General features: G+C 65.9%; 11 protein-coding genes. 4 read left to right on the forward strand and 7 right to left on the reverse strand.

Features of this window, described 5'->3' with window-relative positions; all coding sequences use genetic code 11:
- Positions 1-4: 4 nt before the first annotated feature.
- The 5 genes from AAFN55_RS20015 to AAFN55_RS20035 form a co-directional block, all read right to left on the reverse strand.
- Positions 5-1,957, reverse strand: a complete 1,953-nt coding sequence (locus AAFN55_RS20015) for a methyl-accepting chemotaxis protein (protein WP_347800735.1) — start codon at positions 1,955-1,957, stop codon at positions 5-7.
- A 207-nt stretch (positions 1,958-2,164) separates the two neighbouring features.
- Positions 2,165-3,433 carry an RNA polymerase sigma factor gene (locus AAFN55_RS20020; protein WP_347800736.1) on the reverse strand — a complete coding sequence of 423 codons (1,269 nt, stop codon included), beginning with the start codon at positions 3,431-3,433 and terminating at the stop codon, positions 2,165-2,167.
- A gap of 1 nt (position 3,434) precedes the next feature.
- Positions 3,435-3,797 carry a YciI family protein gene (locus AAFN55_RS20025; protein WP_347800737.1) on the reverse strand — a complete coding sequence of 121 codons (363 nt, stop codon included), beginning with the start codon at positions 3,795-3,797 and terminating at the stop codon, positions 3,435-3,437.
- Between the two features lie 344 nt (positions 3,798-4,141).
- Positions 4,142-4,894, reverse strand: a complete 753-nt coding sequence (locus AAFN55_RS20030; protein WP_347800738.1) for a hypothetical protein — start codon at positions 4,892-4,894, stop codon at positions 4,142-4,144.
- Positions 4,895-5,670: 776 nt separating this feature from the next.
- Entirely contained in the window at positions 5,671-9,096 is a 3,426-nt protein-coding gene (locus tag AAFN55_RS20035) for an indolepyruvate ferredoxin oxidoreductase family protein (protein ID WP_347800739.1), read from the reverse strand.
- A 157-nt stretch (positions 9,097-9,253) separates the two neighbouring features.
- Here AAFN55_RS20035 and AAFN55_RS20040 point away from each other — a divergent pair, with 157 nt between their 5' ends.
- Entirely contained in the window at positions 9,254-9,718 is a 465-nt protein-coding gene (locus AAFN55_RS20040; protein ID WP_347800740.1) for an Lrp/AsnC family transcriptional regulator, read from the forward strand.
- A gap of 105 nt (positions 9,719-9,823) precedes the next feature.
- Entirely contained in the window at positions 9,824-10,969 is a 1,146-nt protein-coding gene (locus tag AAFN55_RS20045) for a GGDEF domain-containing protein (protein ID WP_347800741.1), read from the forward strand.
- A gap of 198 nt (positions 10,970-11,167) precedes the next feature.
- Here AAFN55_RS20045 and AAFN55_RS20050 read toward each other — a convergent pair whose 3' ends face one another.
- Positions 11,168-11,995 carry a ferredoxin--NADP reductase gene (locus tag AAFN55_RS20050; RefSeq protein ID WP_347800742.1) on the reverse strand — a complete coding sequence of 276 codons (828 nt, stop codon included), beginning with the start codon at positions 11,993-11,995 and terminating at the stop codon, positions 11,168-11,170.
- 187 nt (positions 11,996-12,182) lie between these two features.
- On the opposite strand from AAFN55_RS20050, the gene AAFN55_RS20055 reads away from it, so the two are divergent.
- Both AAFN55_RS20055 and AAFN55_RS20060 read left to right on the forward strand, forming a co-directional pair.
- Positions 12,183-14,252: a hydantoinase/oxoprolinase family protein gene (locus tag AAFN55_RS20055; RefSeq protein ID WP_347800743.1), complete on the forward strand. Its 2,070-nt coding sequence runs from the start codon at positions 12,183-12,185 to the stop codon at positions 14,250-14,252.
- 208 nt (positions 14,253-14,460) lie between these two features.
- Positions 14,461-16,191: a hydantoinase B/oxoprolinase family protein gene (locus AAFN55_RS20060; RefSeq protein ID WP_347801052.1), complete on the forward strand. Its 1,731-nt coding sequence runs from the start codon at positions 14,461-14,463 to the stop codon at positions 16,189-16,191.
- Here AAFN55_RS20060 and AAFN55_RS20065 read toward each other — a convergent pair whose 3' ends face one another.
- Entirely contained in the window at positions 16,192-16,743 is a 552-nt protein-coding gene (locus tag AAFN55_RS20065) for a TetR/AcrR family transcriptional regulator (RefSeq protein WP_347800744.1), read from the reverse strand. It lies immediately after the preceding gene.

Below are 16,743 nucleotides of genomic sequence, written 5' to 3' on the forward strand. Positions count from 1 at the left end.
TGCCTCAGAACTCTTCCCAGCCCTCGTCGGCCGGCTGCTGGGCGAGCAGCGCCGCCGCCTGACCGCCACCGCTCGATACCGTCTTCAGGGCCGGAGCCGAATGGCGCGGTTGCGGCCGGGACACGGTGCGCGCGGCGACGACCTTGCGCGCCGGATGACCCTCGGACTGTGCACCAAGCCTGAACTTGGAGACCAGCCGCGCGAGATCGTCGGCTTCCTGCGCGAGGCTGTGGCTTGCCGCCGTGGACTGCTCGACCATGGCCGCATTCTGCTGCGTGACCTGGTCCATCTGGTTGACGGCCGAGTTGACCTCGCCCAGCCCGGTCGACTGCTCGCGGGCGGATGCCGCGATTTCCGTCACGAGACCGGTGATCTCCGACACCTGCGCCAGGATCTTTTCCAGCGCCACGCCGGTTTGCCCGACGAGATCGACGCCCTGGTCGACCTGCTGCGTCGATGTCGAGATGAGGCCCTTGATCTCCTTGGCCGCTTCGGCGGAGCGTTGCGCAAGCGCGCGCACTTCCGATGCGACGACCGCGAAGCCGCGTCCCGCCTCGCCCGCACGCGCCGCCTCGACACCCGCATTGAGCGCGAGAAGGTTGGTCTGGAAGGCAATCTCGTCGATCACGCCGATGATCTGGCCGATCTGCTGCGAGGAACGCTCGATCTGCGCCATGGCGGCGACGGCTTCGCGAACTACGGCGCCCGACTTCTCGGCACCGATACGCGCCTGATTGGTCACGTCCGAAGCCTGATGAGCACCTTCAGCCGTCTTGCGCACCGTTGCGGTGATCTGGTCGAGGGCGGCTGCCGTCTCTTCCAGGCTTGCAGCCTGCTGCTCGGTGCGGCGCGACAGATCGTCGGCCGCCTGGCTGATCTCGCCCGTGCCGTTGCGCATGCCGTCGATCGCGCCCGAAATATCGGCCATCGTCTCCTGCAATTGCTGGGCGGTAACGTTGAAGTCGTCCTTCAGCTTCTGGGTCTTCGGCGCGAACGGCGCGGTGATGCGGAACGTCAGGTCGCCATTGGCGAGCGCCGAAAGGCCGGATGCGAGATTGGAGATCGCGATGTGGTCTTCTTCCGCCTCGCGCGCCTTCTCCATCTCGTTGCGCGAGCGTTCGCCCTCGGCGGCGACACGGGCATGGCCGGTTTCTTCCTCGAGACGGATCTTCGCGATCGCGGCGTCCTTGAACACCAGCACGGCCCTGGCCATCTCGCCGATCTCGTCCTTGCGGGCGACGGCGGGAATCTCGACCGAATTGTCGCCGGAAGCCAGCCGGCCCATCACCTGCGTCAGCGCATTGACCGGCGTTGCGATCATGCGGCTCAACAGGACGCCGAGCGCGCTCGCGATCAGCACGCCGCACATCACGCCGATCAGCAGGACGGTCTGGTTGAAGTCGAGCGCGGCCGACGCGGTGGCGCGAGCGTCCGCGATCTTCGCGTTTGCGTTGGCACTGACCGTGTCGATGGCGCTTTCGATGCCCTCCATGTAGTCGTCCGCGCTGCCGTTTCGTCCGACCATGTCGACAGCCTTGAAACGATGGATCGGGTCGGCGGCGAATTTCTGGCCTGCCTCGACGACATTGGTCCACCAGGCGCTCTTCGCGGCTGCGGCCGCATCGACGGCGGCGACCAGTTCCGCGTCGCCATTTGCCAGATCGCGAATGGTCGCGAGATGCGCGTCGAAGGCATCGCGGTGGCGTTCCAGCCGTTCGATGTAGTAGGCGTCATTGGTCAGCAGGAAGCCGCGATAGCTGTTTTCCTGGCGTGAGAGACGAAATTCCGCGCCGTTGGCCTCTTCCAGTATCCGGTCCACGGAAACGCGCTGCTGTTCCGCTGCGCGTGTGGCCGACAGGTTCCAGTAGATCGCCGCGCTCATCGCGATGATCGTTGCAACGACGGCAAAGAACGCAAGCCCGAGCTTGCGCGAAATGTTGAGATTAGCGAAAAACACGTTTGACCCCCGACGTCTCGCGTCGTGATCCGACAGCCTCATGCCGGATCGCCCCATCCTGCCCGCAAGTTGCAGGCGCCCGCTTCACTGATGTCGGGACAAGATTAAAAAGCACCTAATGGAGCCTCGCTGCGGGCCTGAAAATCGACGCGTTTGGCGCGACGTGCGATGACGCGGCGGAAGCGTTGCGCGCAAGACGGGTCTGGCTCATAGCTCGGCGCGGGCCCGCCCGGACTGGGGCTGCTGCAGCCGGTCCAGATGCCGCCGGATGTGTGCGGCTTCGGCGGGCGTGTTGGCGATCGAAATCGCCTTCTCGTAAGCGCCGCGCGCTTCACGGACACGTCCCAATTGTTGGAGAAACGCGCCACGCACGCCGTGGAAATGAAAGTAACCGGCAAGCGGGCCGGAAAGCGGCTCGATCAGCGCAAGCGCCTCCTCCGGCCCCGCATGCTTCGAGACGGCGACGGCCCGGTTCAGCGTCACGACCGGCGATGGCGTAAGCTGCTCCAGTATCTGGTAATACCGGTCGATCGTAATCCAGTCGGTGTCGGCGGCCGTCTTCGCCTTGGCGTGCTCATAGGCGATCGCCGCCTGAAGCTGGTACGAGCCGGCCCGTCCGTGCCGCGCCGCCTTCTCGATCAGCGCACCTGCCTCGGCGATCAGCTTGCCGCGCCACAGGCCGCGATCCTGATCCTCGAGCAGGATGATCTCGCCCTCGGCATCGATGCGGGCAGGCGCGCGCGCATGCTGGAAAAGCATCAATGCGGTCAGCCCCATCAGCTCCGGTTCGGCCGGATAGAGCCGCAGCAGGAGATAGCCGAGCCGGATGGCCTCGTCGCAGAGCGGCTCGCGGATATGCGCGTCCCCGCCGCTGGCCGAATAGCCTTCGTTGAAGAGCAGATAGACCATCGCGGCGACGCTCGCGATCCGCTCGACGCGCTCCACGGCCGAGGGCGTTTCGAATGCGACGCCGGCGGCCGCGACCTTGCGCTTGGCGCGGGTGATGCGCTGCTCCATCGCGGCTTCGGAGACGAGAAACGCACGGGCGATCTCGGATACCGAGAGACCCGAGACGATACGCAGGGCAAGGGCGATCTGCTGCGTTGCCGGCAGGTCGGGATGGCAGCAGATGAACAGCAGGCGCAACACGTCGTCGCGATAATCGGCATTGTCGAGCCGCTCCGCCATCGAGGGTTCGGCATCGTCGAGGTCGGAGAGCTTTTCCTCGTCCGGCAGCGCGACGTTGCGGCTCGACTTGCGGATCGTATCGATCGCCGCATTGCGCCCGACGAAAATGAGCCAGGCGGCGGGATCGCGGGGCGGTCCCTTCTGCGGCCAGTTTTTAAGGGCCTTGAGGCACGCCTCCTGAAAGGCTTCTTCCGCGGTATCGAGGTCGCGGAAATAGCGCATCAGCGCGCCGACCACCTGGGGCCGGACGGATGAGAGCGCTTGGTCGATCCAGGAGATGTCGGGCACTTTATTCCTCTTGTGGTGCGAAGGCCGCGATCGGCCTGACCTCGATGCCGCCGAATTCGCGTTCACGGGCGAGGTGCTTGCCGGCTTCGATCGCGTCTTCCAGCGACGCGCAGTCGACCACCCAGAAGCCGAGCAACTGTTCCTTGGTTTCGGCGAACGGCCCATCGACCACCAGCGGATCCTGCCCGGCCTTGACGAAGGTCGCGGCCGTCGTGGGCATCAGGCGCAGGCGCGGTCCGAATGTGCTCCTGGCGGTGATTTTGGCCTCCGCGCCGCGCACGCGCTCCATCATCGCGTCGTCTTCCTCCTTGGAAAGACCGCAAACGGCAGCTTCGTTGTTGTAGCAGAGAAGGGCGTAAAGCATGGCTTCCTCGTTGCTTGGTCTCAGGACGTGCGAGTATGGCCCGCGCCGACAGACGCGGTCCATTTTATTTGCGTGATCGAGGGCGGGTGTCTTCCCCATCCTGCGGACCCCCACCCCTAACCCATCCTGGGCGAGCCACGCGTCGCACCCCCACCCCTTACCCCTCCCCACAAGGGGGAGGGAGACGTTGGTGTCCCGCCATTTCCAGCAACGCTGGTGTCGAGGCTGCGCGCATGTGTTCCCCTCCCCCTTGTGGGGGTCCGCAGGACGGGCGAGACGCGTGGCTCGCCCAGGACCGGTTAGGGGTGGGGGTAAACACGGGGCTGTCCATGCGAGCGCTGCCGTCACGACGTATCCGGCGGGTCCAGCGCCTCGCGTGCGAAATGATGCAGGTCGGCGAGGATGCCGTGGATTTCGTGTGTCGGTCTCAGCCGATAACCGGGCGGGCGGCCGGGCTTCAGCGGCGACAGGCGGCGCGGGCCGTTGTGCGCAGTTGAACGGCTTTGACGCGCCCGCCAGCGGGCAAAACGGTGGGCGTGCTTCGGCAGGTCGTCGAGTGCCGCGGCAAGCGCCCGGAGCCTGAGGTTAAGGCGCGTCGCGTCCAGCGGATCGTCGGGCGCGGGCGGCGGCGGGAGCCGATGCCGCGCCGTGGCGCCGGGGACGCAAATGCGCGGCGCCGCATGCGCCGGCACAAAGCGGCGGCGGGCGCGCCCCGGCAGGCGCACCGGATCGAACAGCGGCAGGACATGCGTGCGCGTGGCGCGGCCTTTTGCGGCCTGCCCGGCGGGAAGGCGCGCGAACCCGGCTGACGGCATGACGGCGGCGATGCCGAAGCTGCGCGGAGCGGGCACGGCGGGGGTGGCCTCGCGCTTTCGCGGACGTGCCGGCGGCGGGGTCACGACGAGCCCATGCGCGGCGACGATGATGAGCCGCCGCGCTGCGGCTTCCGCCGGGCGCAGCAGCCGCAGCACGGCGCGGTGGAGATGGCGCGGCAGGGTCGGGCGGCAATCGGCGGTGATGCAGGCCATCGCCACGAGGGTTACCATCACGCGCTTCAGCGCCTGACGATTCGTCTCGATCGCGGCCTTCCAGTCCATCGCATCCTCCGCGCCTCTTTGGTCAAGGCGGCGGGATTATCCCGCGGGATGGGAGGGGGTGGATAAAATGGCGGGGAGTTCGGAGGGGGTATTTCGCAAGTGATTGATCGGGCGTCGGAAACGGTTTTGGCGATGCGGAAATCTTTCCACCGGCGGTCTACCTCAACTTCGTCATTCTCGGGCGACTGGAGCGCAGCGGAGGGAGACCCGGGAATCCATGCCTCGCCCGTTGGTGACGAGCGGGGTGGTCCCGATGGTTCGCCATCTCGGATCGTCGCACGCGCGCCCGGTTCTGCACCACCCTGCGACGGAACCGGCGAGGCATGGATCCCCGGGTCTGCGCATCGAGCTTCGCTCAATGCTCCGCCCGAGGATGACGAAGTGGATGGGGATGCCTTGAGATGGCGAAGCTGGGAGGTTCTGCCTTGAGGATGGCGAAGGGTGGGTGAAGCTCACCGAAAACCGTCACCGCCTCCGAACGTGGCCCAGCCGAAACCACCCCACCTTCGTCATTCTCGGGCGACTGGAGCGAAGCGGAGGGAGACCCGGGAATCCATGCCTCTTCAGTTGGTGACGGGCGGGGTGGTCACGATGGTTCGCGGTCGCGAATGGTCGCAGGAGTGCCAAGTTCTGCACCACCGAGCGATGGAACCGGCGAGGCATGGATGCTCGGGTCTGCGCCTTTCGCTACGCTCAAGGCTCCGCCCGAGCATGACGAAGTGGGTGGGGATGCCTTGAGATGGCGAAGTGGGGGATCGTTCGCATGAAACCGCGCGTTACCTCGCCACCGCCTCGTCTACGGCAGCCCGCACGCGTTTGGCCGCCTCGTCCTTGACCGGACCGTAGCCGCGGATTTGCATCGGCATGGCGAGCGCCTCGCGCAGTGCTGAATGGTTGTCGGCGGACAGCATGGCCAGCGCGCGGTCGATGACCCCTTCGTACCAGCCGATCAGGTCGCGCTCCATGCGGCGCTCGGCGGTGTAGCCGAAGAGGTCGAGCGGCGTGCCGCGCAGCCGCTTCATGCGTGCGAGCTGGGCGAACGGCGTCCTGATCCACGGTCCGAAGCTGCGCTTGAGGGGACGCCCGCGCGCATCTTTTCCAGACGCCAGAAACGGCGGCGCAAGGTGATGCACGATCCTGAAGTCGCCTTCATAGTCGCGGGACAGGCGCTCGGCGAAGCCCGTCTGCGTGTGCAGCCGCGCGACCTCGTATTCGTCCTTGTAGGCCATCAGCTTGAACAGCGCGCGCGCGACCGCCTCGCTCAGACCCTCGGAGCCAAGGGGCTTTTCCGCGACCCGGACACGATCCACGATCGAACGGTAGCGCGCGGCATAGGCCGCATCCTGATAGTCGGTCAGGAAGGCTTCGCGCCGCGTGACGATCTGGTCGAGCGTTTCGCTTGCGGGTTTGGGCGGCGCGAGCAGGCCAGCCAGCGTCTCCGGCTGCGCCGCCGCGATGCGCCCCAGCAGGAACGCGCGGTGGTTCGCCTCGACCGCGACGCCGTTGAGCACGATGGCCTGCGTCAGCGCGGCGTGACCGAGCGGCACGAGCCCGAGCTGCCAGGCGAAGCCCAGCATCATGACGTTCGCGAAGACCGTGTCGCCCATCAGGCCTTCGGCCAGCGCGTTGGCATCGATCGCGTCCAGCGCGCCCTCGCCCACGGCTGCGCGGATCGCGGCGACGCGGCGGTCGACGGCGAGGTCGGCATCGCGCCGGCGCACGATGTCGCCGGTCGGCATCTTCGCCAGATTGAGCGCCGCCTTCATGCCGGGGCGATAGGATGCGGAGGCTTTCGGCGACGACGAGACGACCACGTCGCAGCCGATCAGCGCGTCGGCCGAGCCTGTGTCGATGCGCACCTGGTTGATCGCACCGGGCGTCGCGGCCAGGCGCACGAAGGACAGAACCGGGCCGAACTTCTGCGCGAAGCCGGTGAAGTCGAGCACCGACGAGCCCTTCGCCTCGAGATGCGCCGCCATCGTCACCAGCGCGCCGATGGTGACGACGCCGGTGCCGCCGACGCCGGTGATCAGGAGATCGTAAGGCCGGTCGAGCGTCGGCAGGTCGGGCTCGGGAAGGTCGGCGGCGAGCGCCGCGAGGTCGACCTGCAGGCCGGTTTTTTTCTTGCGGGTGGCGCCCTCCAGCGTCACGAAGCTCGGGCAGAATCCGTTCGTGCAGGAAAAGTCCTTGTTGCATGAGGATTGATTGATGCGCCGCTTGGTTCCGAACTCCGTCTCGACCGGCTCGACCGACAGGCAGTTCGATTCGACCGAACAATCGCCGCACCCCTCGCAGACCAGTTCGTTGATCACGACGATCTTTTTCGGGTCTTCCATCGTGCCGCGCTTGCGGCGGCGGCGCTTTTCCGTGGCGCAAACCTGCTCGTAGATCAGGACCGAGACGCCCGCGATGTCGCGCAATTCGCGCTGGACCGCGTCGAGGTCGCGGCGATGGTGGATCGTCACACCGGCGGGAAAATCGCGCACGGAGAATTTTTCCGGATGGTCGGAGACGAGCGCGATGCGCGCGACGCCTTCCGCCCGCACTTCCTGCGCGATCGCGTGGACGCTGACGGGTCCATCGACGGGCTGGCCGCCGGTCATCGCGACCGCGTCGTTGTAGAGGATCTTGTAGGTGATGTTGGCCTTGGCTGCGATCGCCTGGCGGATCGCCATCGAGCCGGAATGGTAGTAGGTGCCCTCGCCGAGGTTCTGGAAGATGTGCCCCTTGCCGGTGAACAGCGAGGATGCCGCCCAGTTGACGCCCTCGCCGCCCATCTGGATCAGCGACGTCGTCTCGCGGTCCATCCAGCTTGCCATGAAATGGCAGCCGATGCCTGCCAGCGCCTTGGAACCTTCCGGCACCTTGGTGGACGTGTTGTGCGGGCAGCCGGAACAGAAATAGGGCGTGCGTGTCGCGCCCTCGACGCTGATCGAGATTGCCGGCTGGCCGGTCAACCGGGCCGCACGCTCGGCAAAGCCGTGGCCGGGAAAGATGCCGTCGAGACGTTTTGCCACGATTGGCACGAGCTGGCGTGGCGACAGTTCGCCGGTCCAGGGGATCAGCCGCGCGCCGGTCTCGTCGCGCTTGCCGACCATGACGCGCGGCTTGTGGCCCGGCCAGTCGTAAAAATATTCCTTGAACTGGCTCTCGATGATGCCGCGCTTTTCCTCGACGACCAGAACCTCTTCCTTGCCGCGCACGAAGTCGAGCGCGTCGCGCCGCGCCAGCGGCCAGACCATGCCGACCTTGTAGATGTCGATGCCGAGGTCGCGGCATTCGGCCTCGCCGATGCCGAGCAGCCGCAGCGCCTCCATCAGGTCGAGATGGCCCTTGCCGGTGGTGACGATGCCGAAGCGGGCGTGCTTCACGTCAAAGATGTGGCGATCGATGGGATTGGCCTCGGCGAAGGCGAACACGGCCTGCTTCTTGGCCTCCATGCGCTCTTCGATCTGCGGTCCGGGCAAATCCGGCCAGCGGTAGTGCAGGCCGCCGGGCGGGGCCATGAAATCGGGAGCGTTGAACGTGCGGTCGGCGGGAAGCGCGAACGAGGCGGCCGATTCCACCGTCTCCGAGACCGCCTTGAAGCCGACCCACATGCCCGAGAACCGCGACAGCGCGTAGCCGTATTCGCCGAAGGCGAGATATTCCGACACGCTTGCCGGGTTCAGCGTCGGCATGAACCACGCCATGAACGCGACGTCCGACTGGTGCGGCATCGACGACGACACGCAGCCATGATCGTCGCCCGCGACGACCAGAACGCCGCCATGCTGCGAAGAGCCGTAGGCGTTGCCGTGCTTCAACGCATCGCCCGCGCGGTCCACGCCCGGCCCCTTGCCGTACCATAGGGCGAAGACGCCCTCGACTTCCCTGTCGGGATGGGTTTCGACCTGCTGCGACCCCAGAACGGCGGTGGCTGCGAGGTCCTCGTTCACCGCCGGCAGGAACTCGATGCCGCGCTCGGCGACCAGCGCCTTGTTCTTCCAGAGTTCGAGATCGACGCCGCCGAGCGGCGATCCGCGATAGCCCGAGATGAAGCCGCCGGTCCTGAGCCCCGCCTCGCGGTCGCGCCGCGCCTGATCGAGCGCGATGCGGATCAGCGCCTGCGTGCCCGTCATGAAGACGCGCCCGGAGGTTTGCGCATAGCGATCTTCGAGCCGGTAGCGCGATAAATCGCGAAGCGGTGGATGCGCGGTCATGGCTGCCTCCTGGGTGCGTCCTTGCGGACGGGCCTGAGCGACAGTGTAACCCGCAACGCGTGGAAGAACCTGCCAGAATGGCCGCTGGAATGGGGATTGATGACAAAATCTGCCGAATGAAATACGATTTCGGAAGAATTACCCGACTGGAGCAGAAATGGCGGAAACTTTATCGGAACAGGATCGCAGATTGCTGCGCGTGTTGCAGGACGATGCGCGCATCTCCAACCAAGATCTGGCAGAGCGATCGGGCATGTCCGCGTCGGCCTGCTGGCGGCGGGTGCGGGCGCTGGAGGAGATGGGCCTGATCAGGCGCTACGCCGCGATGCTCGATGCGCCGATGGCCGGTCTGCAATTCCATGCGATCGCGCATGTCATGCTGACGCGCCACGACCACCGGCATGTCGATACGTTCATCGCGGAGGTGCAGAAGCGGCCGGAGGTACTGGACTGCTTCGCCACGACCGGTGAGGCCGACTATCATCTGCGTGTCGTGTGCGCCGATCTGGACGCCTATAATCGCTTTCTGGAAGGGTTTCTGTTCCGCCTGCCGGGCATCGCCAATGTGCGGACCAACCTCGTGCTCAAGGACATCAAGCAGAACACCGCGATCCCGCTGTAGGGATCGCTCCCCGGAGTGAGGAACTGTTCACCAAGATCGCACCTTGCGGTCGCTTGGCGCCAGCATTTCAGTTTTAGCAAACACGCGCGTGCTACGGTTTGCGGCATGACGATCGACCAGAACTCACTTTTCCTTGCCGCCGGCATCTGCTCCATCGCTCTTGCGGTGGCGTTGGGCAATGCGTGGCTTCAGAGCCGCTCTGATCGGTTCCTCGTCAACTGGATGCTGGGCATCGCCCTGCTCGGTCTGGGTGTGCTCTTGTCCATGGGCACACCGCCGGACGTCATGCCGACCGTGGCGCTCGCCTACGCCATGGAGATTTTCGGCTTCGGCCTCGTCTTCATCGCATCGCGCCAGTTCACCGGCCGAAGCACACCGGCATTCTTTGCCGTTCTTCTTCTCGCGGGCATCACGCTTTCCGTGACGGTCCCGATCCTGCTCGGCCTCGACGGCCTCGGCCTCATCACCTTCAACTTCCTGGCGGCAGCGCTGCTCGCGGCAACGGCACTCCGGTACTGGAGCGTGCGCGCCGAGGCGCCTTCCTCGATCGCGGTGATGACCGTCCTCTACGGTCTGGCAGCCCTGTCCTTCTTCGCGTGCGGCACGATCCTCGCCCATGAGGGCGACTTCGTGCTGCATCGCCACCCCGACAACTGGGCGGAGCAGTTCAACGCGATCATGTGCATCACCGGGATCACCGGGATCGGCGCTATATCGCTCGGTCTCAACAACCAGCGCGCGGCGCGGCGGCATCATCTGGAAGCGCGTACGGACGTTCTGACCGGCCTCCTGAACCGGCGCGCGCTGTTCGACAGCTTCGCCGTCCAGATGCTGCGTGACGGCGATGCCGTGATCGCCTTCGACCTCGATCACTTCAAGGCCGTCAACGACCGCCATGGCCATTCGACGGGCGACGCGGTGCTGCGGCTCTTTGCAGATGCTCTACGCCAGAACGGAAGGGCCGGCGACATCGTCGCCCGCACCGGCGGCGAGGAGTTCGTCCTGATCATGCGCGCCGCCTCGATGCAGTTGGCGACGACGAGCGCGGAACGCATCCGCGCGATCTTCGCCGACGCCCAGGTGGAAACCGTCTCAGGCCCGCTTCAAAACACCGCAAGTGCGGGCATCGCCATGGCGAAGGGCGCAGGTGAGAGTTTCGAGGTGGTGCTGCACCGCGCCGACACGGCCCTCTACCGCGCCAAGAACGGCGGCCGGAACCGCGTCGTCACGGAATTGCAGGCTGTGGCGTAAAACCCCCTCCACCACTTCGTGGTCCCCCTCCCCCATAAAAAATGGGGGAGGATCCCGGTCGTGATTGTCCGCAACCTCGAATCCTCCCCTGCGAAGCGGGGGGTCCGAAGGACCGGCGAGACAAGCGGCTCGCCCCACAGCCCGGAGGGCCGGAGGGCCGGAGGGCCGGAGGGTGTTTCAGCGAAAACTTGAAATGATCTAGCCGACGAAGGCGCGTTCGACCACGAGTTCGGCGGGCTTGTTGTTGGAGCCTTCGGTGAGGCCGAAGCCTTCGACCAGCGCCTTGACGTCGCGGATCATGTCCATCGAGCCGCAGATCATGACGCGGTCGGTGGCCGGATCGAAGGGCGACGTGCCGGTGTCCTTGAAGAGCTGGCCGCTCTCGATCAGCGACGTGATGCGGCCCATGCGCACGAACGCCTCGCGCGTCGTCGTCGCGTGGTGGACGAAACGCCCATTGACCAGTTCGCCGATGAGCGGATCGGCGCCGAGGTCGCGCGCGAGTTCCTCGCCGTAGGCAAGCTCGGCCACGTCGCGGGTGGTGTGGGTGAGAATGACCTGCTCGAACTTCTCGTAGGTTTCCGGATCGCGCATCAGGCTCGCAAACGGCGCGATGCCGGTGCCGGTCGAGATCATCCACAAGCGGCTTCCCGGCGTCAGCGCATCGAGCACGAGCGTGCCCGTCGACTTCTGCCGCATCAGCACGGTGTCGCCGGGCTGGATCTTCTGCAGATGCTGCGTCAGCGGACCGTCCGGCACCTTGATCGAGAAGAACTCGATCTCCTCGTCCCAGGACGGGCTGGCGATGGAATAGGCCCGGAAGATCGGCTTCTCCGCGTTCGGCAAGCCGATCATCACGAACTCGCCGGACCGGAAGCGGAAGCTCGCCGGCCGCGTGATGCGGAACGAGAACAGCCGATCGGTATAGTGGCGGACCGACACGACCCGCTCGGCAAAAACACCGGCTGGGGCGGGGAAGTCGGCGGGGCGTGCATCTGCTGCGTCGGGGCGCGCGATCGTGTTCATAGGCTTGTGTCCCGTGGTTCTTGCGTGCTGGCCGGAGGCAGTGTCGGTCAGGACGAGGACTGGGCTGAGGGCTGTGCTTGCCAGTGGAATTTATTAGTATACAAATGATTATCGCGTCAAGATCAGGGCTTAGGGCGGCATTCCAAAATGTGCTTCTCACGCAGGCCAAACGTTTCGGATTTTCATCATGAATGAGAACGACACGACAGGTTCGGGCAGCGTGGTCGCCGGCATCGATGTCGGCGGGACCTTCACCGACCTTTTGCTGATCGATGGCAGCGACGGCGGCAGGGTCCATATCGCGAAGCGGCCGACGACGGTCGAAAACCAGGCTTTCGGCGTGATCGATGCGATCCAGGCGACCGGCTTTCCGGTGGACCGTATCGACCTGATCGTCCACGGAACGACCACCACCACCAACGCCGTTCTGGAGCGCCGCCTCGCGAAAACCGGGATGATCACCACGCGCGGGTTTCGCGACGTGATCGAGCTTGGCCGCCGCACGCGCCCGCAGCCCTACGGCATGACGGGCGTCTTCGTGCCGGTGATCCCGCGCAACCTTCGGCTCGAAGTGCCCGAACGCCTGGAGGCGACCGGCGCGGTGCGTGTGGCGCTGGACGAAGAGGCGGTTCGCGATGCGGTGCGTGCGCTGCTGGACGCCGGCTGCGAATCCCTTGTGATCCATTTCCTCCACGCCTACGCAAACCCGGCGCATGAACGCCGCGCGGCGGAGATTGCGCGTGAAATCTGGCCGAACGAGCATATCACGACCGGCCACTCGCTCCTGTCGGAGGCACGCGAGTTCGAACGCGGCGTCACCGCTGCTGTGAACGCCTCCGTCCAGCCGATCCTGAAGCGCTACGTGTCCCGCCTCGCCGACGAGCTCAACGCGCGTGGCTATCACCGCGACTTTCTCGTCATGAACGGCAATGGCGGCATGATTTCCGCCCGCTTCGTCACGGACGAGGCGGCGAAGACGGTGATGTCCGGCCCGGCATCCGGCGTGATGGCGGCGGCGTATACCGCGCGGCGCGCCGGCTTCGACAATGTCGTCACCTACGACATGGGCGGCACGTCGACCGACGTCGCCCTGATCCGCAATGCACGGCCGGCGGTGTCCAACGAGATCGAGATCGAATATGCGATGCCGATCCATGTGCCGATGGTCGACGTCCACACAGTCGGTGCCGGCGGCGGATCGATCGCGCATGTCGACGATGCCGGATTGATCCGTGTCGGGCCGGAGAGCGCAGGCGCGAAGCCCGGCCCGATCTGCTACGGCCGCGGCGGCACCGAACCGACCGTGTCCGACGCCAATTTGGTGCTTGGGCGGCTGAACCCGCGCAAGCTTCTGGCAGTCGACAACCCTGTTTCCGTGGACGCGGTTCAGGCCGCCTTCGCCGGGAAGATCGGCAAGGCGACCGGCCTCGACGGCGTCGAGGCAGCCGGTGCGGTGCTGCGCCTCGGCAACCTCAAAATGGCCGGTGCCATTCGCATGGTGTCGGTGTCGCGCGGGCACGATCCGCGTGATTTCGCGCTCTTCGCCTTTGGCGGCGCGGGTCCGCTCCATGCATGCGCGCTGGCCAAGGAACTCGGCATTCCGCGCGTGATCGTGCCGGCGCGGCCGGGCATCACCAACGCGCTGGGCTGCGTCGTCGCCGATTTGCGCCACGACTTCGTCCGGACCGTCAATCGACCCGTGGCGGAGATCGATGAAGACGACCTCGCCGCTATCCTCGACGCGCAGTCGCAGGAGGGGCGCAGCCTGATTGCCAAGGAGGCGGTCCAGCCGAAGGAACTGCGGTTCCTCCATTCCGCCGACATGCAGTTCGTCGGGCAGACCCATCTGATCAACGTGACCCTGCCCTCGACGCGGATAGGCCGGGCGGAATTGCAGGCGCTTTTCGAGGCCGCGTATTTCGCGCGGTTCAAGGTGTCGTTGCCGGAAATCCGCGCGAACCTCGTCAACCTGAACACGTCCGTCATCGGCGTGCGCCCCGAGATCGACCTGGCGACGCTGATCGATCCCGCCGGCCACGAGGACACGCTTGAGAAAGCCCTGAACGAGACGCGATCCGTCTGGTTCGACGGCGCCTGGATCGACACGCCCGTCTATGCCCGCGAGAAGCTGCCGCTCGACGCGGTCGTCACCGGTCCCGCGATCCTGGAACAGCTCGACGCGACGACCGTCATCGAACCGGGCGACGTCGCGACCAGCGACCGCGACGGAAACATCATCGTGGAGGTGGGGAGATGAGCGTGACGTTCCGCGGTCCCCCGCGCCGACCTCTGCGCCGACCCCCACCCCTTACCCCTCCCCACAAGGGGGAGGGGGATTCTGGAGCGTGTATGCTCGGAGCCAAAATTCACGGAAGTGACGGGACACCAAGGTCTCCCTCCCCCTTGTGGGGAGGGGTAAGGGGTGGGGGTGCCTGGCGAGGTCCGTCCAGACAGCAGGGCTGCACATCATGACCATCGACGCGATCACCCTGTCGGTCATCGAAGCCGGGCTTCAGCAGATTTGCGACGAAATGGACCTCGCCTTCTCGCGCTCGGCCTTCTCGCCCATCATCGCCGAAGCCAACGACCGGTCGGACGGCATCTATTCGGCCGTGGACGGCTCGCTGATCGCGCAGGGCGCGGGCGGCCTGCCGGTCTTCGTCGGCGTCATGCAATACTCCACGCGCACGCTGATCGAGATGATCGCGAACGGGCGGTGCCTCGCGCCTGAGCCGGGCGACATCTACATCGTCAACGATCCCTATCTCGGCGGCACGCATCTCATGGATGTGCGGTTCGCCATGCCGGTGTGGCGCGACGGGGCGATCTTCTGCTGGCTGTCGAACACCGGTCACTGGCCGGATATCGGTGGCGCGGTGCCGGGCGGTTTCTCGGCATCGGCGACGTCGGTCGAGCAGGAAGGACTGCGGCTGCCGCCGGTCAAGCTGTTCAAGAAGGGCACGCTCGACCCCGAGATTTACGCCATCATCACATCCAACATCCGCGTCGCAGACCAGCGCATCGGCGACATCAGGGCACAGGCAGCCGCCTTGCAGGTCGGGCAGGACCGGCTGTTCGAAATGCTGGATCGTTACGGAGACGATACGGTCACCAATGCGATCGCGGAACTGCGGTCACGGGCAGCAGCCCAGATGCGCGCCAAGATCGCGACCATCGACGACGGCACCTATCAAGGCGTCGCCTATGTCGATTCCGATGGCGTGGTCGATCAGCCGCTGGAGATCAAGCTCTCGATCGATAAAAAAGGCGATACGCTGATCTTCGACTTCGCCGGATCGAGCCCGCCCTGCATCGGGCCGATGAATTCGGTTCTGGCGACGACCTATTCGTCCGTCTATCTCGCGATGCGCCACATCTTCCCCGACGTGCCGATCAGCGCCGGCGCTTTCGAGCCCTTGCAGATCATCCAGCCGGAAGGGACGTTTCTGGACGCCCGCTATCCGCGCCCGGTCTCCGGCTGCGCGGCGGAGGTGTCGCAACGCATCGCGGAAGCGGTCTTCTCGGCCATGGTGAAGGCGCTGCCCGGCAAGGTGACGGCCGCACCCGCCGGTTCGAGCGGCAATTTCGGGCTCGGCGGGTTCGATCCGCTGCGCGGCCGGCCCTTCGTGCTCTACCAACTTTCGGGCGGCGGCTATGGCGGCAATGACGATCATGACGGCCTCTCGAACGGCTGCTCGACCATCGGCATTTCCAAGTCGCCGCCGGTCGAGATCATGGAGCAGGGCTACCCGATCCTCTACAATCACTACCGCCTGCGCGAAGGGTCGGGCGGCGCGGGCCGCCTGCGCGGCGGCATGGGTCTCGACTACGAGATCGAGCTTCTGCGCGGCGAGGCGCGCGCCTCCTTCGTCATGGATCATGGGCGTTTCGGCCCCCAGGGCGCGCTCGGCGGCGCTGACGGCGCGGTCAACACGGTGACGGTGTTCCGCGACGGCGAGGCGCATGTGCCTGCGCATCTGTCAAAGGAGCAGGACATCGCGATGAAAGCCGGCGACCGCGTTCGCGTCGGCACGCCCGGCGGTGGCGGCTATGGCGACCCGCTTGAGCGTGACCCGGAAAAGGTGCTGCGCGACGTGACGCTCGGCTACTACACGGCCGAGCAAGCCCGAACCCTGTTCGGCGTCGTCATCGACGCCGACGGCATCGACCATGATACAGCGGCACGCTTCAAATAGTCAGCTTTTGCCGGATCGGGCCAGCTTCACGATATCCTCGAATACCGACTGCCAGGTCTCCCGGTCGAGATCGATCAGGTTGAAGGATTTGAGGAAGAACAGCCCTTCGATGGCGAAAAGCGCCAGCCTTGCGTCGCGCCCTTCCGGCGTCGACACATCCAGTCCTTCAAGCCTGCTGTTGTACCATTTGCGCGATTCCGCGACCTGATCGGGACTTTGCAGCAGCGCGGTCATCATCACCGCCGCGCGTGAAACCTCTGCGGCGTCCGGCGGACGGCTCGCCTCGACATGCCCCCGGATCACCGCCCGTGCATCCGGCTTTTCGCCGGCGAAATTCATCACGTCCTCTTCGAATGCATCCCCCCACCGCCGGATCATGGCGGCGATGAGGTTGTCCTTGGACCCGAAGCAGTACTGCACGCCGCCCTTGGTGATGCCCGCCTCCCTCGCCACCGCATCGATGGTCAGGCCGCTCGCTCCCGTGCGGGTGACGACGGCCTCGGCAGCATCCAGCACCTTGTCGCGGTCGATGGTTCTCGGTCGCCCCGCCAT

The organism is Mesorhizobium sp. CAU 1732 (assembly GCF_039888675.1).
Taxonomy (GTDB): domain Bacteria; phylum Pseudomonadota; class Alphaproteobacteria; order Rhizobiales; family Rhizobiaceae; genus Aerobium.

Bases quoted from the DNA above. Each gene is read 5' to 3' on its own strand.
- AAFN55_RS20025 (WP_347800737.1), bottom strand. From the start codon at position 3,797: ATGCTTTACGCCCTTCTCTGCTACAACAACGAAGCTGCCGTTTGCGGT.
- AAFN55_RS20030 (WP_347800738.1), bottom strand. From the start codon at position 4,894: ATGGACTGGAAGGCCGCGATCGAGACGAATCGTCAGGCGCTGAAGCGC.
- AAFN55_RS20035 (WP_347800739.1), bottom strand. From the start codon at position 9,096: ATGACCGCGCATCCACCGCTTCGCGATTTATCGCGCTACCGGCTCGAA.
- AAFN55_RS20040 (WP_347800740.1), top strand. From the start codon at position 9,254: ATGGCGGAAACTTTATCGGAACAGGATCGCAGATTGCTGCGCGTGTTG.
- AAFN55_RS20045 (WP_347800741.1), top strand. From the start codon at position 9,824: ATGACGATCGACCAGAACTCACTTTTCCTTGCCGCCGGCATCTGCTCC.
- AAFN55_RS20050 (WP_347800742.1), bottom strand. From the start codon at position 11,995: ATGAACACGATCGCGCGCCCCGACGCAGCAGATGCACGCCCCGCCGAC.
- AAFN55_RS20055 (WP_347800743.1), top strand. From the start codon at position 12,183: ATGAATGAGAACGACACGACAGGTTCGGGCAGCGTGGTCGCCGGCATC.
- AAFN55_RS20065 (WP_347800744.1), bottom strand. From the start codon at position 16,743: ATGGCGGGGCGACCGAGAACCATCGACCGCGACAAGGTGCTGGATGCT.